The sequence below is a fragment of the Pediococcus damnosus genome (genome assembly GCF_001611155.1).
Lineage (GTDB): Bacteria > Bacillota > Bacilli > Lactobacillales > Lactobacillaceae > Pediococcus > Pediococcus damnosus.
On record NZ_CP012294.1, the window covers coordinates 1,538,457 to 1,557,245 of the forward strand.

Below are 18,789 nucleotides of genomic sequence, written 5' to 3' on the forward strand. Positions count from 1 at the left end.
CTGCCTTACACCAAAATGACAGTTCTCTGTGAAGTAATAATAATTTACTCATCTATTTGTTTGCTTATCTATTAACTTAATACAGCATATTATTATACGGAATAATGTGGATGTCAAGGCTAAGTTAAAATATTATTAAAATTGTATTTGAACAGGCTAATTAGGTGATGGATCATCATAACATGAATAAATGTAGTGAAAGTGTTAGTTTGTTGAAGGATTCTTGACCAAATGAAGTTAAGAATCTTTTTTAAGTGAAGTTAAAAACACAAGCCGACTTATATACTGTAAAATAGATAAAGAGATACATGTTACTTAAGTTGGAATTATATAAAACTAGAAACAGAAAAAATAAAGTTTTGGAAAACATGAGGAATCAAAATGGCACTTTATAAAACCAAGGGAGAGATTCCCTTTGAAAATGAATTCATTGAAACACTCTGTCATAATGGCTGGACGTATTTATCAGAACTAGAAAATGCGACACCAAAACAACTTGAAAACCATTTTAGAAAAATTTTAAATCAAAATAATCAAGATGTTTTATCAGGTGTTGATATCACCGACAAAGAAATGGAAGATATCATGCGCTTCATTAGTGGATTGACTCCCACTGATACCAACCGTTTCCTAACCAAAGGATATGTTGCCGAAATCAATCTGACTAGAGAAAATCCAGATTTTGGTAAGATCCAACTTCGGACATTTTGGCGTGATGCTGTAGCTGGTGGTCAAATGCACTATGAAATTGTCAAACAAGCAATTCGTCCAGGAATGGAAGACAAACCTGATGATCCCAATCGCCGTTTTGATGTGACCCTTCTTTTTAATGGGATGCCATTAATTCAAATTGAAGAGAAAAAAGTGGATGTCAGCTTGAAACATGCCACAAATCAAATTGCTAAATATAAATCAGAACATAAGTATGATGGTTTATATTCTTTGGTTCAAATTTTTGTTGCACTTAAAGAAGATGCAAGCCGTTATTTTGCTAATCAAAAGTCTGAAAAAAGTTTTAACAATAAGTTCTTCTTTGAGTGGCTCGATTCTTCCAATAAAGCAGTTCGAAATTGGAAACAATTTACTGAAGAATTTCTAAAAATACCTATGGCACATAATATTATTAGTAACTTTACGTTAGTTAATAGCGAGAATTTGGTAGTTTTACGTCCCTATCAAATTCATGCGGTTGAGGCAATTCGAAACGCTTTTGCCCAACACAAAGATGGATATGTTTGGCATGCAACGGGATCTGGTAAAACGATGACTGCATATAAAACAGCGACGTTATTGCAGCGTGATCCTGGTAATCAGGTAATCTTTTTATCTGATCGGAAAGAACTAGATTCACAATCTGGTAAAAATTTCTCTATGTTTTCTAGTGGTAGTGATGATAATGTTTTTGAGATTAACAGTACCAACGATTTGATTCGCCATTTTAAATCTAATAAGACCGGTGTCATTGTGACAACCATTAATAAAATGAAGATTGCGGTTGATAAGCACAATGCTCGAATTGCTGAAGGGAAAAAAGGCATTCTTGATAAGGTAATGAATCAGCGGTTAGTTTTCATTGTAGATGAAGCGCATCGATCCCAATTCGGAGAAATGCAACGAGTTATCAAGCAGGCATTTCCAAAACAAAACTGGTACGGGTTTACAGGAACACCGATTTTTGAATTTAATAAAACGGCTCAGGATCAGACAACCGAAACGCAATTTGGGCCGGAACTTCATCAATATAATATTGGAAATGCATTAAATGATGGAGCTATTTTAAAGTTTAATTCAGAATATGTTAATTTGGCTCAGGTTACAGACCAAGATAATAAAGAAGTTGAGGAGCCTGATTTACCAGATGATTTTTATGACGGGGATTCTGAAGAGTCAGATAAGTACAGAGACAAAGTAGTAAAATGGATTATCAAAAATTGGCAGAAAAAATCAGTGAATGGCAGCTTTAACGCGATTCTAGCAACTAGCTCGATTCGACAAGCTTTAAAGTTCTATTCCATATTTAAAAAGAAACGTGATAATGGTGAATCTAAGTTAAAGGTCGCAATTACGTATTCATTAAATGAAAATGGTGATGCAAATCAAGGCCAACGTGAGGGCTTGGTAGAAGCAATGAAGGATTATTCGCGGCAATACACCAACAGTGATTCCACATTTAATTTAGATAATATGAATGCTTATATTGAGGATGTGGCAAAAAGATCTGCGCGCATGGAAGGTCAATATCGGCATATTAAACCTGAAGAATCGATTGACTTAACAATTGTGGTCGCGCGGTTACTCACTGGTTTCGATGCTCAACGGCTTAATACCCTTTATTTAGACAAGTTGATGGAATATCAAGGATTAATTCAAGCATATGCACGTACTAACCGTGTATTTGATAAAAATAAGTCTCAAGGCAATATTGTTGTTTTCCGGAGGCCTAAAATGATGGAAGAAAGAACCAAGGATGCTTTTGAAAAATATGCTGGCCCGGGAACCTTTAAAAAAGTTTTTCGACCTGAATTTGATCAAATGCAAAATGAATTTCATGAAGAGGTAGATAATTTACGAAATAATGTACCTCAACCAGAAGATGCTAATGATTTACAAGATGCAAGTCAGGATGATCAGATCGAATTTTTAACGTGTTTTCGAAGTGTAGCCAAAAAACTACAATACATTGCCTCTTATTCCGAATTCAATTGGGATCAGCAGGCAGATGAATATGGCATTACCCAAGAAGAATATGGTTATTATCAGGGTGCTTTTGAAAATATTAAAGCCATCGTCACTGAGAGCCAAGATGAGGAGCCAGATGATCCTGAACAACAGGAGTTATTAAATTTTGATTTTGAAGATGTCGTTATTCATGAATTAGTTATTGATAAGGAATATGTGCTGACCTTAGCAACTAAAGCAATTCAAACTCAACATGAATTTATGGAAAGCCAAACAGAAAAAGATAAACAACGAACAGCAGATGCACAGAAGAAATTAGAAGTAGCTTTAGAGAAATACGCTAAGTCTGGACATTCACTGACTGCCGAACAAATTAAGAATTTTGTGAATGAAACGCCTGTGTTAGAGGGAGATAAGGATTTTGATGCAATTAGTGCGTTTGCTATTCGTCAGGATCGTAAGAAAAAACGTGCGATTCTCGATTTTTGTGATGAATGGGGACTGGATCCGGATCAATTGACACGTTTAAACACAGAATACGTTGCGAACGGTAAGTTTGATCATGAACGTGATTTAAGAAGAACAGCCGATAAAACGACGGCCGAAATGAATGGACATGTTTTTAAGAATGTTCTTCAATATAAGACGGCTGCTACGACAGCATCGAAAGAGTTTATAAAAAAAGAATTAGCCAAATACTAGTGAAGAAGGATATATATTATGAAAGACAGCAGTCAGACTTTAGAACAAGCCCTATGGAATGCCGCCAATGTGTTACGTGGAAAGATGGATGCTAATGAATATAAAAACTATTTATTAGGATTAATTTTCTATCGATTTTTAAGTGAACGAACTCTTAAAACGGTTATGACAGAAACCGAGGAAGATGGAGATCCATTAGAAATTTACAAGCGCTATTGGAATGAACAACATGATGATATTGTAGATGTTTTGTATGATTCATTGGGTTTTATTATTAAACCAGATGAACTATTTGATAGCATCGTTACCCGTATTCAAAATCATCAATTTCAGGTTTCAGATTTAAAAAATGCATTGTTTAATTTAGAACAATCCGTTAAGGGACATGAATCTGAAGAAGATTTTGATGGTTTATTTTCAGATATTGATTTAGATTCAACTCGGCTTGGCAAGAACCCTAGTCAGGTAATGAATGATACGATTATGGCTCTCAAGGATATTGATTTTACTGAAGATCGGGATGTCTTAGGGGATGCCTATGAATATTTAATTAGTGAATTTGCTATGAGTGCTGGGAAAAAGGCGGGTGAATTTTATACACCTCGAACAGTAAGTGAAATCATTTCTAGAATTGTCACGATTGGTCACAAAGAAGGGAAAAACCAAATTCGAAGCGTTTATGATCCCGCGTTGGGGTCTGGCTCCTTGTTGCTAACTGTGGCAAGTCAAGTTACCGGCGATTTGCACATTAGTTATCACGGGCAAGAATTAAACACAACGACTTTTAATTTGGCACGAATGAATTTAATGTTACATGGTGTCCATTACGAAGATATTTTTGTGCGTAACGGAGATACACTTGATGCTGATTGGCCAACCGCCGAACCTTATCAGTTTGACGCGGTCGTTATGAATCCGCCTTACTCTGCACATTGGGATAACAATGAAAAACGTTTGAGTGATCCACGTTTTCGCGATTTTGGTGTATTGGCTCCTAAGTCCAAGGCAGATTATGCTTTCTTATTACACGGGTTATATCATTTGAAACCCACAGGAACAATGGGGATTGTATTGCCTCATGGCGTGCTCTTCCGAGGTGCCAAGGAAGGCAAAATTCGGCAGCAATTGGTTGATAAGAACATGATTGATGCAGTGATTGGATTGCCAGCAAATATTTTCTTTTCTACTTCAATTCCAACCTTAATTATGATTCTAAAGAAAAATAAGGACAATAAGGATGTTCTCTTTATTGATGCTTCAAATGAGTTTTCTAAGGAAAAGAATCAAAACGTCCTTACCCAAGACAATATCGACAAGATTGTGCATACTTATGAAGATCGAAAGGACGTTGATAAGTATGCACATGTGGCCAATTTAGACGAAATTAAAGAGAACGAATATAACCTAAATATTCCCCGTTATGTCGATACTTTTGAAGAAGAACCACCAGTAGATGTTGATAAGTTAAGTCAAGAAATGCATGAAACGGATGCAGAAATTAATCAGCTAACAGGCGATATTAGTGGGATGTTAGACGATTTAGTGGGCAAAGATACTGACGCTCAACAGCAGCTTACGAAAATTAAGGAGTTGTTTAAACAATGAGTGATCAAAAACAACCAAATGTCCGCTTTGCGGGATTTGATGACGCTTGGGAACAGCGTAAACTTAATGAAGTTGTAAATATAATAGATGGGGATCGAGGGAAAAATTATCCTCATGAAAGTGATTTTTATAATCACGGGGACACATTGTTTCTTGACACCGGAAACGTTAGAAAGAATGGTTTTAACTTTCAAACGTTGAAATATATAACAAAATATAAGGATAGCCAACTACAAAAAGGTAAATTAAAAATTCATGATTTTGTACTTACTTCCAGGGGGACGCTAGGTAACTTAGCATATTATGATAAAGATGATCATGGTCAATTCCCATCGGTACGTATTAACTCTGCTATGTTAATACTTCGTCCAATTTTGAATAATATGGTTTCGAATTCTTTTCTAGAATCAGTATTTAGAGGCAGAATTATTGATCTGTTCATGAAGAAAGATCATGTCGGGTCAGCTCAACCACACATAACAAAAAGAGATTTTTCCAGAGTTGTAATAAATATTCCTGTAAATAAAAATGAACAATCCAGCATTGGGTTGTTGTTAAAAAGTGTTAATGATCTTATCGCTGCCAATCAAAGTAAGTCCGAACAACTCAAAAAACTAAAAAAATGGTTTATGCAAAATATGTTTATATGATATTTTGTATAATCAATCGCGCTAACCCTGCTGATAAGCGACAGCTATGATGTAAGAACAACTAAAAACTAGTAAATATTGTTATAAATCTGTATGACTAAATTAGGAAATTTAAATTTTCCTAATTTTTTATATGGAGGTGTCGTAATGACACAAGAATTAAAGCTACACACGTATTTTGATCAATGGATGAAACTGTATAAATTAGATGCAGTTCGACCAGTAACGTATCGAAAGTATGAGATGACCCATCGGCAGTTAGTCGGCTTAGTGCCTGATTTAAAGATGTCTGAGTTATCTCGGTTAACTTATCAGCAGTTGTTAAACGATTATGCTGAAACACATGAACGGCAAACAGTGATGGACTTTCATCGACATATCAAAAGCGCCTTGATTGATGCTTTAGAAGAAGGTTTGATAGATCGTGATCCAACTCGAAAGGCCATTATTAAGGGTACACCACATAGAAAACATAAGGTTAAGTTTCTTAGTCAACATGAAGTACAGGATTTACTGAATATATTAGTTTTGGATGAAGGAGTTAATTGGGATTACTTTATTCTATTAACTGCAAAGACAGGATTGCGATTTGCGGAAGCTTTGGCAGTCACCCCAAAGGACTTTGATTTTGCTCATCAGTACTTAAATATCAGCAAAACATGGGACTATAAGTCGGTAGAATCGGGGTTTGCACCGACTAAAAACAAATCTTCGGTTAGGAAAGTTCAGCTGGATTGGCAAACAGTGATTCAATTTTCACAATTAACTAAAGGACTGCCAGAGAATGAACCTATTTTTGTGCGATCTAAGGTGTATAACGATACGGTCAACCATTATCTCGAAAGGTTGTGTAAAAAGGCAAATATCCCCGTTATATCAGTGCATGGATTAAGGCACACTCATGCCTCGTTGTTATTATATGCAGGTGTCAGTATTGCGTCAGTGGCTAGGCGATTGGGACATTCTAACATGACTACGACCCAACAAACGTATCTGCATATTATTCAAGAGTTGGAGAATCAAGATAATGATAAGGTAATGAAGCATTTGGCCAGTTTAATATAAGAAGATGCTTATAAGTCATGGAGAACACAATAGCCATGGCTTTTTTGCTGTCGTTGATTGGCAGCGATAAGGCTATCAAGGCTTTTAAAGAAGATCCCTATTCGAGTTTGTTCCTTTAATGAATTTGGTACTGTAATTAATAATTGTGCTAGTGATTTTTGACTAACGCCTTTTGCTGTGGCACCACTAGACAAAGTTTGTAGTCGGTTAAAGACATTTTTTGAACTTAAAATAACTGCAAGAAAATCATTTGTAATTTCATTATCTAAAACTTCGAATGCAATTGTCCGCTGGCTTAGAACATATTTCTCGTTGTCGGGAATTTGAGCAACGTTTCCCATTGGAGCTTCGGTCGTAAATAATACTTGTCCCTTTTCCAACTCGTTACCTGTCATCCATTTTTGATATAAATTTTCATCAGCATAATGTGCATTAACCGACTTATCAATATACCCATTCTTAACATTTAAAGCAGAGAGTGCAAGATGCCCTTTTTCACTCCATTCCATTCCCAATTTCTTTGGAGTTCGGCCGCGAAAATCTATTGTTCTTTTTATATTATTAAAAAACTTACGCGGTTCCCAAGCGTTATTACTAATTTACTAGTAGAAAAAACGGGGCACGTTTGGGAACTGCGTAAGTTAGACGAGGTTGCCGAATTCAAAGACAATTTAAGAATACCTGTTACAAAAAGTGATAGGATTTCAGGGAATATTCCATATTATGGAGCAAATGGTATTCAAGACTATGTTAAAGGTTATACACATAATGGCGAATTCGTTTTAATTGCTGAAGATGGTGCAAACGACGTAATGAATTATCCAGTTCATTATGTTAGTGGTAAGGTTTGGGTAAATAATCATGCACATGTTATTACTGGAAAAAATGAGGTTTTAGATAATTTATATTTGTCTTCTCTAATTAAGTCAATGAATATCAGCTCGTGGTTGGTTGGCGGAGGTAGAGCAAAATTAAATGGTGAAATCTTAAAAAAGATACCAATTAATCTGCCAACCCTTGATGAGCAACGAGAGATCGGAACCTTTTTTAAAGGTATTGACCGCCTTATCGCTGCCAATCAACGACAGTCAAAATACCGATTTTTTGCGTGTTTCCTTGATAGTTCATAGTATATTAGATGAAACTTATATTAGTTTGGTTGAAAGGCTTTACAGAAACTAAGATTTGGACAGTTAGTTATGTAAATTTTTAATAAAAACCAAAGTTGAAACGCAAACTATAGTAAAATTGAACTATTAGAGGAAATCAAAGGAGAAATCATGAAATTCAAGCAGGCGTCTCAAAAAGAACGAGAAGAAATGTTATTTCCAATCATTTTAAAGGCTTTAAAAAAATTAGGCGGTCAATCTAATATTAACGATCTTAAAAAAGAGATAGCGTTATATTCAGATGATTTAGGGGAATTTACCACATTTGAAAAAATGAGTCGGGGAAACAATCTATATCGTCCATTTGACTATGTGTTTAATTTTGCGGTAGCAAGCTTAGGATTTGCTGATTTTTTATATCATCCGGAACGTGGTGTTATCGAATTAACGGAAAAAGGGCGTACATTTGATTTTGATAAATTAGATGTCGAACGAGATATAAGAAAATTAGCGAATCCTAAATGGGACGAACGAAAACAGCAAAAAAAGAATAAAATAAAGGCTTCAGAAAAAGATATAGACAATACTGATGCCAAAATTGAAGATGAACCTGAAGCCGATTGGAAAGGTGATTTGGCCCAATCTCTTAATGCATTCACACCTGCAAAATTTGAGTTATTTGCTCGTTTATTAGTAAAGAAGATGGGTGTAGAGTTAGATGAAACGCTTGGCACTAAACTAACGGGTGACGGTGGAATTGATGGATTTGGCTATCTAACAACCGGTGATTTTCGAACTGCTAGAGTAGCTATTCAGGCAAAAAGGTGGAATGGTGCTGTTTCTTCTCCTGAAATTGATAAATTTCGTGGTGCTATGGATAAGTATAATGCAGAGTACGGTATATTTATTACAACTTCGGATTATACAAAAGATGCGATTCGAGCTTCACGAGTTGGAACGCGGGTTATTACGTTGATTAACGGCGATAAGATAGCTGATCTCGTTTCTAAACTTGGAATTCATGCCAAGCCAGTAACGACTTATGTATTGGATGATTTTTATTCTAGCAATAATTAAAAATCACATTCTGCATAGACAGAATGTGATCACAAAAACGATGTAGCTTAAGAACGCTTTCCAGTTCTTAAGCTATTTTTTTCCATCTCAGCGGTCTTTAACTCCCAGCCGATATAGAAGGCAACTAATTCATGAGCAGTAGGCATAACTGCCGCAAGTGCCAATTCTTCAGTGTCATGATATTGATGTTCAACCAGCATGCCATTAATGCGGATTGAATTAATACAGTCGTTAGTCGAAATGATCACGTGCATGTTGTGAAAAGTAAACTCAAATTTGTTCATTAGCTAGTCCTTTCTAGTTGTGGGCAAGTTTTTTTACAGCATACTGCGTTCTTTAAGCATGTCCTTATAAAGGCTTTCCATGTCATCGAGTCTGATCCGGTCTTCTGGGCTCATTGTTTTATAAACCTGAAATAAAATGCGGATCAGGATTTCCCGACAATTTTGATATTCAGTTGCGGGTAATTCAGCGGTTTTAGGGATGCGTGTGAATAGATAACTATTAGCTTGAGGTGCGACAAATTCAGTCGTAAACTGTTTGCCAAGGAACTTAGCTAAACTTACTTGGAAATCATAGTATTTTCGCACGGTCGTTAGTTTACGCTCTAAATGTTTTAAATCGATGCGGACGTTCAAACGCATCCCTTCATTAAACAACAAATAGAGTCGTTTTGGATCTTCTACATCTTGATAAGCGTCCTTCAAATGATGAACCGCAATCCAATTGGTTGAGGTATATGTAGCGCCACTCGTTGGTACAAATTGAACATTTCCTAAGACATAAGGCCAGCAGCGTTTGACTTCAAGCTGGCGGCCCATTGCCTGCATCAACATAAAGTTGGCTTCTTTTGACCGAGCAAATTTATTGATTAATTGCTTGGTCGTTTTCTTTGTTTTGTGTAGGCCGCGATGCGCGTCAAAAACAATACTGTTGTAATCAGTGTCCCAATGTGAGGTGTCATGAATATAAAAAGTCGTGGTCTCACAAATTTCCGTTTTATCAATCGTTTGCGCATTATCCGCAATTTCTTGAAACCGACTAATCGTTCTTCGTTCAATAACCTCATGTAGCTCGTTTAACTTCTCCAAATGTACTGTATCCATGTAAAATCCCCCCGTGTTTTCTATAACTAATTCATGATACTTTTAAGAGTATACCAGAACTTTAATTTTTGTATAGTCTAAAATTAGCCGTTTGGAACGGCTTATTTGTCACGTTCTGGATGGGTAATTTGGGAATCTTAAATTAAATAGTTTGAATTGACATGGATTTTTGTGTGTAAAACATTTCATTTGGTTGTTTATTTAACCAAATGGGTAGCTGAATGATAGAAATTTAGTCTATAAGGAATAAGAATTCATCAAAAAAATATTTTATCTGTGATGAATAGGCGAAAATAATATAATCTTTGATATAAACAAGAATCCTGAAATAGCGTGTTTAAGGCCATTTAAAAGTGGCATTCACACGGTCAAATTAAAAATAAATTAAAAAAGCATTTGTTTATTTCTCATAATCAGATATACTAGTGATTAACTTAAAAGAATGGATGTGAAACTTATGTGGGATAAATTTACTAGCATTTCGCTGATTAAGCGAATTTTGATTGGAATTATCGTTGGTGCAGTTCTAGGAGTGGGGGTCCCACATTTGACCTGGATCACGATCCTCGGTGATCTTTTCGTCAATTCACTAAAAGCAATTGCCCCATTGTTAGTCTTCTTGTTAATACTATCTTCAATGGCAAAGCACGAAAAGGGTTCGAAAACCCACATGCGTTCGATTGTGGTTCTATACTTAACAGCAACTTTGGTGGCCGCGGTGGTTGCGGTTGGCGCTAGTTATCTTTTTCCAGTTGAAATCTTTTTGCCTAAAGTATCAGAAACAACCACTGCCGCACCGAAAGGGATTGCGACTGTGTTGAAGGGTGTCCTTAACAATGCGATTGAAAATCCTGTTAAAGCACTGGTAGAAGGCCAATACTTATCAATTCTAGTCTGGGCAAGTTTGATTGGGGTTGGTTTACGAGCAGCCGGCAAACAAACCAAACAAGTTGTCAATGATCTTTCAAACGCAGTGACGAGCGTGGTTCAATTCATCATACAGTTGGCACCTTTTGGGATCGTCGGTCTTGTATTTACGTCAGTTTCAGAATCGGGGCTTAACGGTTTGGCCAAATATGGTCAACTTGTATTATTGGTGGTCGGCTCGATGATGTTTGTTTCGCTGATTGTCTATCCGGCAATGGTGGCACTGATGACGCACCAAAATCCTTATCCGTTAACGCTATTTACGCTTCGTGAAAGTGGCATTCCAGCATTTTTTACCCGCAGTTCTGCCGTGAATATTCCGATTAACATGGAACTTTGTCGCCGCCTGGGGTTAAGTAAGAAAACCTATGCAATTTCGATTCCACTAGGAGCTTCCGCCAATAGTGGTGGAGCAGCAATGACCATCTCAATTATGACATTGGCAACAACGCACACGCTGGGGATGGAAGTTTCATTTCCATTGGCATTCCTGCTTTGTTTACTATCCGCTATTTCCGCAACGGGAGCTTCAGGGATTGCGGGCGGCTCGTTGCTTCTGATCCCGATGGCTTGTAGCCTATTTGGGATTTCTAATGACATTGCGATGCAAGTAGTGGGCGTTGGGTTTATCATTGGAGTGATTCAGGATTCCGTTGAAACGGCCGTTAACTCTGCCAGTGATTTACTCTTTACAGCAACCGCAGAGTTTGCAGATCTCCGTCGTGCTGGCACACCGGTAAACATCAGTGAACGTGTCCGGCAGGCAAAAGCGAATGATTCGGCAACTCAAGAAGATGAGGAGCTGGATGCTCAAGCAGTTGAAAATGAAGCAGGCGAATAATTAACGACACTGAGTAATTTTTACAGGACTGACTAAAAAATTCTTTATAACCAAATTTCGATTAATGAAAATACCAGCTACTACTTTCGTATAAATAAAGTAGTTAGCTGGTATTTTTTAATTTATTCAAAAATTTCATGGAAAATGAAAAACAAGATCAATATAAATTTACACCGGGAACACAGAATGATTATCAAGGTATTTAGGTTCAATCAAAATCTTTGTAGACGGCACTTCCACGCCATTAATCAAGTTATCCAATAGTTTAATCGCTTGATGAGCAATTTCACCTTCGTCTTGGACAATGCGATTGTATTTTACATCCGAAGTGAGATAGGGTGGCCCATCAAAGCCCAAGAAACTAACACGATTAATCTTTTTGGTTAGCGAATCCTTGGCAATGATGAAGGTATTGATGCAAGAAAAATCCAAGGCCATATAGCACGTGAACTTCTTGTTAAACACTAATCGGTTTCTGATTTCGTCAAGTGATTTCTGAAAGCGATCATAGTAGTGCTCTGAAGTAGCATCCGGAATATCCAGCTGTTGCCACGCATCATCGGGAATGGTGCGTTGAAAATCATGATAGGCGTCCTTGATACCGCGGATGCGTTCATCCATTGCCGAATTATTAGAACCTTTTCGCAACATAAACACGGTATTGACGTGACCCATTTGGAGCAATAATTTGGTTAATGTTTTTGCGGCATGATAGTTATCCGTGGAAACAATTGGCAGTGAATAATTTTCTATCTGCCGATCCAATAACACGGTTGGGACCCTTTTAATATTAGAGGTTAAAACCTCTGATTTTTCGGCGTAATTTTCGACGGGAAAAACTAACAGACCGGCGACACCAAAATCGATCAGTTGTTTGATGTAAAGCGCCTCGTCATGAGCAGACTGATTGGAAAAGCGCATGATGACGAAGTAGTTCATTTTTAGCGCGTAAGCTTGAATTGCTTTAAGCAGGCTGGTGCCATAGCTATCGGTAAAGCCCACCATTACTAACCCAATAATCTGCCGATTGGTATTTGGCATGCCTGCAGGATGCGGCGTCGTTTTTTTGATTATCTTGGTGCCTCGACCTCGGTGGCTTTGAATGACATGGGTTTCCTTTAGCAGTTCTAGCGATTTGCGAATGGTTGTCCGACTTACCTTATAGGATTTCATCAGTTCTTGTTCGGAAGGAAATGTCGAAAGTGACTTAGTGTCGATGGCATTACGAAGATCACTGGCTATTTTTTTGTACATCGGTTGGTAAGCTATGTTGTTACCTCATTTTTAGAAAGTTGATTTATAAAGATTATTTTTACTTAAATGTATCTTTTTTTAATACATTTAGCTTTATTTTGCATTATATCACTTTTTTAAAACCCTTTGAGCAATAATAAAGAAGTTGCAACACAAACAATTTTGAAAGCGGTGCCATTGCCAATGAAAATCAAAGAGATTGATATTACCAATGCACAAAGGGAGCTCAAACAAGCAACGGAAACGATGCAAAATGCCAGTCTAAGTAAAAAAGCCAATGAACTTTTTTTCAAAGGAATTAATTCGATTCTTGCGGACAATGCTAGTGTTCTGGACGATGAATATTTTTTCTTGGCCACTGGAGATATTCCAGCAATGTGGTTACGCGATTCCACTTTTCAGATGTTACCGTTAGTTAAATTTGCGGATCACTTACCGGCAGTCAAAAAATTAATTCATGCTTTAATTACGACGCAATGTCACTTGATTCAAATTGATCCGTATGCCAATTCGTTTCGGAAGGATGCTTTGAAAGTTCACACCAGTGATGTTTCGAACGTTCCCATTTCACCTAAAGTTTGGGAACGTAAGTACGAACTTGATTCACTATGTGCCCCGATTTTTATTGCTTACAAGCTGTATGAGCAAACGGGAGATACGGAACAGTTTGACCAGAATTTCTGGGAAACCGTGAAATTGATTCTGGCGGTATTCAAACAAGAACAGCACCATAATGATTCGCCATATACGTTTGAACGTTCTAACGGGGCACCAACCGATACATTAACAAACGAAGGCAAAGGGGAACCGGTTAGATATACCGGCCTGATCTGGAGTGGGTTTCGACCAAGCGATGATGCCTGTAAATATGGCTACTTAGTTCCGGCAAATATGTATGCGGTGGTCATTTTGCAGTATTTAGAGGATTTGATTAATCACGGCTTAGGAGATCAATCCTTGCTGAGTACAATTGTTGAGATCAAAGATCAGGTTATCCAAGGAATTCAGGAATCAGCTTTGACAACTGTGGGCGATTACCAAATATTTGCCTATGAAGTTGATGGGCTTGGAAATTACAATTTGATGGATGATGCGAATGTTCCCAGCTTACTGTCGTTGCCATATCTTGGCTATTGTTCCAATGAAGACGAACTTTATGTTAATACGCGAAGGTTTATTTTAAGTGATCAGAATCCGTATTATTATAAAGGTAAGTTTTTATCCGGAATTGGGAGTCCGCACACTCCAGAAAGTTACGTTTGGCCAATTGCGCTTTCGATGGAAGGTCTCACAAGTGATTCCGTCGCCAAACAAAAAGTAGTATTAGAAACAATTGCCGATAACGATGGCGACACGCTGCATGTGCATGAAAGTATTCACGTTGATGATCCAAAGAAGTTTACAAGGGAGAGCTTTTCTTGGGCAGATATGACGTACTGCCAATTGTTTCTCAACGTATTTGAAAATCAGGTTAAATGAAATATTAAAAGTTATTGCACTTATTGTTAATCACAGCAGTCATGAAGTTTGGAGGAAGTAACATGCACAAAATAATTGATATTTTTCAAAACAAGATTATCCCGCCAATGACTAAAGTCGGTGAACTTAAATATTTAGTCGTCTTACGAGACGGGATGATTCCAACCATTATCTTCACCGTATTCGGAAGCATTTTCTTAATTCTTTCGAATTTTCCAATTCCAGCGTGGCAGGCATTTGTTAAGCCATATCAACCAATTTTAAATTCTGCAACTAACAGTACCATTGGGTTAATTGGACTGGTTGTCGCAATTGGAATTAGTTATCAATCTGCGCGAGCCAATAAGATTGAACCCTTAACTGGGACGGTTATTGGCGTTATAGCATATATGATTGCCAATTTAACTGATAAGTTGACATTAAATGTAAGCGATTTAGGTTCAAGCTCGATCTTTTCAGCTATTCTTGTTTGTATTCTTGCTAGTGAACTTGTTCATTTTGCTATTAAAAGAAACTGGACGATTAAATTACCTGATACTGTCCCACCGGCAGTTGGAAATACCTTTTCAGCATTGATTCCCGGGATGTTTACGTTAATGATTGTCTGGATCATTCGTGTTCTCCTTAGAATCAATATTAACCAAATTATTCAAAATGTTCTTTCACCAATCATCGGTGGCCTAGATACCATCTGGGGTGTTGAACTGGTTATCTTCCTAACCATGGCCCTCTGGTTTGTCGGAGCTCATGGAACAATGATTATAGGTAACGTTGCTTCACCAATCTTCTTTGTTTTCTTAACGGAAAACATGGCCGAAGTTGCAAAAGGTCAGGCACCAACTCATATTGCTGCTGATGGATTTCTTAACTTTGGGATGACCATTGGTGGAACCGGAGCCATTTTAGGTTTAGTTCTATGTATGTTTACGGCGAAGAGCCAACGATATAAGGCTGTACGAAACGTTGGATTTGTGCCATCACTATTTAATATTAGTGAACCAATTATGTTTGGATTCCCAGTTGTCTTAAATACAGTTCTTTTAATTCCAATGGTTTTAATTCCGATGATTCTACAATTAATCACCTGGTACTTTATGGAATTTGGCGTCATTAGTCACATTGTCGCTGCGGTTCCGTGGGTAACGCCAATTGGAATAATGGGCTTCTTAATGACAGGAGGCGATTGGCGTGCCGGACTTTGGCAACTTATCGAGGCCGCACTCGCAACGATTGCATACTATCCATTCTTTAGAGCTCTTGACAGCAAGGCAGTTAAAGAAGAAAACGAAAATGCAAAGAAGATTGCCGCTGCTAAGAAAGCCGAAGTAAAAGATCCAGACACGACAACTGAAGCACTTTAAAATAAAAAGCATAAAGAAACGGAGGAAAATTAAGATATGCCAAATAAAACCGGTTTTTCAAAAGATTTTTTATGGGGCGGTGCAGTTGCAGCCCATCAACTTGAAGGTGGTTGGCAGGAAGGCGGCAAGGGAGTTAGTATCGCCGATGTCATGACCGCAGGATCTAATGGGGTTCCGCGCGAGATTACGGATGGTGTGTTGCCTGAAAAAAACTATCCCAATCATTTTGGAATCGATTTTTATCATCATTACAAAGAGGATGTCAAACTGTTTGCTAAAATGGGATTCAAGTGTTTCCGAACATCCATTGCTTGGACACGAATTTTCCCAAACGGTGATGAGAATCAACCTAACGAAGCTGGCTTGAAATTTTACGATGATCTGTTTGATGAATGTCACAAGTATGGCATTGAACCTGTCATCACGTTGTCTCATTTTGAAATGCCTTACCATCTGATTGAAAAATATGGTGGGTTCACAAATCGTAAGTTGATTGATTTTTACATGAACTTTGCGGAAACCTGTTTCAAACGGTATAAGAACAAAGTTAAGTATTGGATGACGTTTAACGAAATTAATAACCAAACTAGTTATAATCGTGAATTTTCCGTTGCTACAAATTCAGGAATTCTGTTTAAAAATATAAAAGATGAAGATCATGAGGACGCTATGTACCAGGCAGCACATTATGAATTGGTTGCAAGCGCTAAGGCTGTGAAATTAGGTCATGAAATTAACCCTGATTTCAAAATTGGGTGCATGATCAATATGACGCCACTTTATCCGGTAAATGCGGATCCGAAGAACATTATGTTTACAGAACGGCTGATGCAACGGCGTTACTATTTTGCGGATGTGCATGCAAATGGTGTTTATCCAAAGAACATTGAGGCTTACTTGCAGCGGAAAGGTTTCCGAAAGGACATTACCGATGAAGATCGCGAAATTCTGAAACAAGGAACGGTTGATTACATTGGGTTAAGTTACTACAATTCGATGACCGTCACGTCTGACGGTTTTGATATTGATGGTGATTTTGATGCCGACAATGCAGCGACTGAAAACAAGTTTTTGAAAACCAGTGAATGGGATTGGCCGATTGATCCAGTTGGATTGCGATATTCCTTAAACTGGCTAACAGACCGTTATCATTTGCCATTGTTCATTGTTGAAAATGGATTAGGTGCGCGTGATAAAGTTGAGGCAGATGGCAGTATCCACGATCCTTACCGTGTGGATTACTTGAAGGCTCATATCACGGAAATGAAAAAGGCCGTTGAACTTGATGGTGTTGATTTGATGGGTTACACACCATGGGGTTGTATTGACTTAATCTCTGCCGGAACTGGCGAAATGAAAAAGCGTTATGGTTTCATTTATGTCGATCAAGATGATTATGGACATGGTTCAAAGAAACGCTCGAAAAAGGATTCCTTTGAATGGTACAAACAAGTTATTGCATCAAATGGTGAGAAACTGTAAGTAAAAATATAGGCATCCAATCGCTTTCCCAGAGCGTTTGGATGCCTATTTTTTATTGTGGTTACAAAGTATCAATCAAAATTTGCAAATAAAAAAGAATCGCATGTTAGTAATCAATTTTAATGATAATTTGATGTAACAAGATTATCTTCCATGGACAAAACAGTACCCAAATTTAATGAATCGGTACAATAAGCGAATTAATACAAGTCAAAGACTATGGTAATTGTTATACTGTAATTACGATGCCACTAATTAAATGAAGGAGAATCAGACTGCATGGTATCATTTATTAAGAATATGAGGAATCAATTGACTATGTTAGATGAAGAAGCCTATAAGAAAAAAGGGTTATCATATATAGATGAAACAAATAATTCAGGAAACTTTAATATAAAAAAAGGTTGTTTTAATACTGACAACACTTATTTCTTAAGAGGGGGAATATTTATTCCTACCAAGAATCCGCATTCGTTTGAAAATAATATTGAGAAAAATATCGAATGTCTATTTGAAAAGTTCGATAAAAAAACAAGAGATAAGTTTAAAAATCAAGATGAAGTTAAATATAAGGGGCTTCTTTCTAATAACAAGAGTACTTTTCTAGATATACTATCGATCCCAAATATTCAAGAAATAATCCATTGGCTATATATGAATAAATATTTAATACATTATGGTGTTATAGACAATTTATTCTATAGTATATCGGATATACTTGAACCACTTATTATGTCCTCGAATGACGTAGTATATCCTAAGAATAAAGCGGATTTTTTCAAATCTACAGTAACTGAAATAGCCTATAATCATCAAAAAGAATTTGTAAATTTAGCAAAAAAATATAATGTGCCTAACGTAGTAAGAGAAAGGTTAGTTAATTTCTATAAAGAATTTAAAGTGTTCATTATTGGTCACATTGGTGAAATTCCAGATAAATTGCCAATTGCTTATACTAAAGAATTTGTTGATAAAGCAGTTGATTACGACTCTGCATCGATTTTACTTTCTGGAAATAAAGAGGATGTATTAATTGATAAATATGTTGAAGAATATACAGTGTGGGTATCGTCTTTTCCAAGCAGTTACTATATTATTGACAAACAGGATGCAATTGAGAGGTCTTTTAAGAATCTAAATATACCAGAAAGTCTTGCTGTTTTTGAGGATTCCAAACAAAATAGTGGGCTACAATTGGCTGACTATATTGTTAATATTTTAAAAACATATATTGACTTTTTAAACAATTATGAGACTAGTGATTTATTGAAAATAGTTCAAGAAGAAAAAAACAATCCAACACTAATAGAGTTTGCTACAATTCTGCATCGTTCAAGGGAATATAGTCCGTTATTGAATATATCAGTAATGTCTCGGTTTTTATTGAAAAAAATGCAGTTTTTTGAAAATATTTTGATCGATAAATCTGAGTGCGTAAAATAGTTGATGTTT

15 protein-coding genes are annotated in these 18,789 nt (G+C 36.8%); 11 read left to right on the forward strand and 4 right to left on the reverse strand.

Annotated elements, in window-relative coordinates; translation table 11 throughout:
- Positions 1-381 precede the first annotated feature (381 nt).
- From ADU73_RS07125 to ADU73_RS07140, 4 genes are all read left to right on the forward strand, one after another.
- Positions 382-3,381, forward strand: a complete 3,000-nt coding sequence (locus tag ADU73_RS07125; protein WP_062913332.1) for a type I restriction endonuclease subunit R — start codon at positions 382-384, stop codon at positions 3,379-3,381.
- Positions 3,382-3,399: 18 nt separating this feature from the next.
- Positions 3,400-4,986 (forward strand): type I restriction-modification system subunit M, encoded by a 1,587-nt coding sequence (locus ADU73_RS07130; protein WP_371861602.1) that lies wholly within the window; start codon positions 3,400-3,402, stop codon positions 4,984-4,986.
- Positions 4,983-5,636, forward strand: a complete 654-nt coding sequence (locus ADU73_RS07135; protein ID WP_062913333.1) for a restriction endonuclease subunit S — start codon at positions 4,983-4,985, stop codon at positions 5,634-5,636. Before ADU73_RS07130 ends, ADU73_RS07135 begins: the two co-directional genes overlap by 4 nt.
- 147 nt (positions 5,637-5,783) lie before the next feature.
- Complete coding sequence (locus ADU73_RS07140) at positions 5,784-6,701, forward strand: site-specific integrase (RefSeq protein WP_046872541.1); 918 nt, start codon at positions 5,784-5,786, stop codon at positions 6,699-6,701.
- Positions 6,702-6,709: 8 nt separating this feature from the next.
- Here ADU73_RS07140 and ADU73_RS07145 read toward each other — a convergent pair whose 3' ends face one another.
- On the reverse strand, positions 6,710-7,210 hold the full coding sequence (locus ADU73_RS07145; protein ID WP_081113863.1) for a restriction endonuclease subunit S: 501 nt from the start codon (positions 7,208-7,210) through the stop codon (positions 6,710-6,712).
- Between ADU73_RS07145 and ADU73_RS07150 the strand changes: the two genes are divergently transcribed.
- Complete coding sequence (locus ADU73_RS07150; protein ID WP_081113864.1) at positions 7,187-7,831, forward strand: restriction endonuclease subunit S; 645 nt, start codon at positions 7,187-7,189, stop codon at positions 7,829-7,831. The two genes, ADU73_RS07145 and ADU73_RS07150, sit on opposite strands and share 24 nt — an antisense overlap.
- A 150-nt stretch (positions 7,832-7,981) precedes the next feature.
- The gene (locus tag ADU73_RS07155) at positions 7,982-8,887 is read left to right on the forward strand and encodes a restriction endonuclease (protein WP_062913335.1); all 906 of its coding nucleotides are present in this window, start codon (positions 7,982-7,984) and stop codon (positions 8,885-8,887) included.
- 47 nt (positions 8,888-8,934) lie between these two features.
- On the opposite strand, the gene ADU73_RS07160 is transcribed toward ADU73_RS07155, so the two are convergent.
- Positions 8,935-9,171: a hypothetical protein gene (locus ADU73_RS07160; RefSeq protein ID WP_046871636.1), complete on the reverse strand. Its 237-nt coding sequence runs from the start codon at positions 9,169-9,171 to the stop codon at positions 8,935-8,937.
- A 33-nt stretch (positions 9,172-9,204) separates the two neighbouring features.
- Positions 9,205-9,993, reverse strand: coding sequence for a competence protein ComK (locus tag ADU73_RS07165; RefSeq protein ID WP_046871635.1), 789 nt, complete (start codon positions 9,991-9,993; stop codon positions 9,205-9,207).
- Between the two features lie 457 nt (positions 9,994-10,450).
- Between ADU73_RS07165 and sstT the strand changes: the two genes are divergently transcribed.
- The gene (gene sstT, locus ADU73_RS07170; RefSeq protein WP_046871634.1) at positions 10,451-11,761 is read left to right on the forward strand and encodes a serine/threonine transporter SstT; all 1,311 of its coding nucleotides are present in this window, start codon (positions 10,451-10,453) and stop codon (positions 11,759-11,761) included.
- 168 nt (positions 11,762-11,929) lie between these two features.
- Here sstT and ADU73_RS07175 read toward each other — a convergent pair whose 3' ends face one another.
- Positions 11,930-13,015 carry a GntR family transcriptional regulator gene (locus tag ADU73_RS07175; protein ID WP_062913336.1) on the reverse strand — a complete coding sequence of 362 codons (1,086 nt, stop codon included), beginning with the start codon at positions 13,013-13,015 and terminating at the stop codon, positions 11,930-11,932.
- A gap of 183 nt (positions 13,016-13,198) precedes the next feature.
- On the opposite strand from ADU73_RS07175, the gene ADU73_RS07180 reads away from it, so the two are divergent.
- The 4 genes from ADU73_RS07180 (at position 13,199) to ADU73_RS07195 (ending at position 18,780) form a co-directional block, all read left to right on the forward strand.
- Positions 13,199-14,494 (forward strand): glycoside hydrolase family 125 protein, encoded by a 1,296-nt coding sequence (locus ADU73_RS07180; protein WP_046871632.1) that lies wholly within the window; start codon positions 13,199-13,201, stop codon positions 14,492-14,494.
- Between the two features lie 62 nt (positions 14,495-14,556).
- Positions 14,557-15,855: a PTS sugar transporter subunit IIC gene (locus ADU73_RS07185; RefSeq protein WP_046871631.1), complete on the forward strand. Its 1,299-nt coding sequence runs from the start codon at positions 14,557-14,559 to the stop codon at positions 15,853-15,855.
- A gap of 36 nt (positions 15,856-15,891) precedes the next feature.
- On the forward strand, positions 15,892-17,337 hold the full coding sequence (locus ADU73_RS07190; RefSeq protein ID WP_062913337.1) for a 6-phospho-beta-glucosidase: 1,446 nt from the start codon (positions 15,892-15,894) through the stop codon (positions 17,335-17,337).
- Between the two features lie 318 nt (positions 17,338-17,655).
- The gene (locus tag ADU73_RS07195; RefSeq protein ID WP_141306320.1) at positions 17,656-18,780 is read left to right on the forward strand and encodes a DUF3800 domain-containing protein; all 1,125 of its coding nucleotides are present in this window, start codon (positions 17,656-17,658) and stop codon (positions 18,778-18,780) included.
- Positions 18,781-18,789 lie beyond the last annotated feature (9 nt).

What these genes read in the sequence shown, in the direction of transcription:
- ADU73_RS07125 (WP_062913332.1), top strand. Translation starts at nt 382, where the DNA reads ATGGCACTTTATAAAACCAAGGGAGAGATTCCCTTTGAAAATGAATTC.
- ADU73_RS07130 (WP_371861602.1), top strand. Translation starts at nt 3,400, where the DNA reads ATGAAAGACAGCAGTCAGACTTTAGAACAAGCCCTATGGAATGCCGCC.
- ADU73_RS07135 (WP_062913333.1), top strand. Translation starts at nt 4,983, where the DNA reads ATGAGTGATCAAAAACAACCAAATGTCCGCTTTGCGGGATTTGATGAC.
- ADU73_RS07140 (WP_046872541.1), top strand. Translation starts at nt 5,784, where the DNA reads ATGACACAAGAATTAAAGCTACACACGTATTTTGATCAATGGATGAAA.
- ADU73_RS07150 (WP_081113864.1), top strand. Translation starts at nt 7,187, where the DNA reads ATGCCCTTTTTCACTCCATTCCATTCCCAATTTCTTTGGAGTTCGGCC.
- ADU73_RS07145 (WP_081113863.1), bottom strand. Translation starts at nt 7,210, where the DNA reads ATGGAATGGAGTGAAAAAGGGCATCTTGCACTCTCTGCTTTAAATGTT.
- ADU73_RS07155 (WP_062913335.1), top strand. Translation starts at nt 7,982, where the DNA reads ATGAAATTCAAGCAGGCGTCTCAAAAAGAACGAGAAGAAATGTTATTT.
- ADU73_RS07160 (WP_046871636.1), bottom strand. Translation starts at nt 9,171, where the DNA reads ATGAACAAATTTGAGTTTACTTTTCACAACATGCACGTGATCATTTCG.
- ADU73_RS07165 (WP_046871635.1), bottom strand. Translation starts at nt 9,993, where the DNA reads ATGGATACAGTACATTTGGAGAAGTTAAACGAGCTACATGAGGTTATT.
- sstT (WP_046871634.1), top strand. Translation starts at nt 10,451, where the DNA reads ATGTGGGATAAATTTACTAGCATTTCGCTGATTAAGCGAATTTTGATT.
- ADU73_RS07175 (WP_062913336.1), bottom strand. Translation starts at nt 13,015, where the DNA reads ATGTACAAAAAAATAGCCAGTGATCTTCGTAATGCCATCGACACTAAG.
- ADU73_RS07180 (WP_046871632.1), top strand. Translation starts at nt 13,199, where the DNA reads ATGAAAATCAAAGAGATTGATATTACCAATGCACAAAGGGAGCTCAAA.
- ADU73_RS07185 (WP_046871631.1), top strand. Translation starts at nt 14,557, where the DNA reads ATGCACAAAATAATTGATATTTTTCAAAACAAGATTATCCCGCCAATG.
- ADU73_RS07190 (WP_062913337.1), top strand. Translation starts at nt 15,892, where the DNA reads ATGCCAAATAAAACCGGTTTTTCAAAAGATTTTTTATGGGGCGGTGCA.
- ADU73_RS07195 (WP_141306320.1), top strand. Translation starts at nt 17,656, where the DNA reads ATGTTAGATGAAGAAGCCTATAAGAAAAAAGGGTTATCATATATAGAT.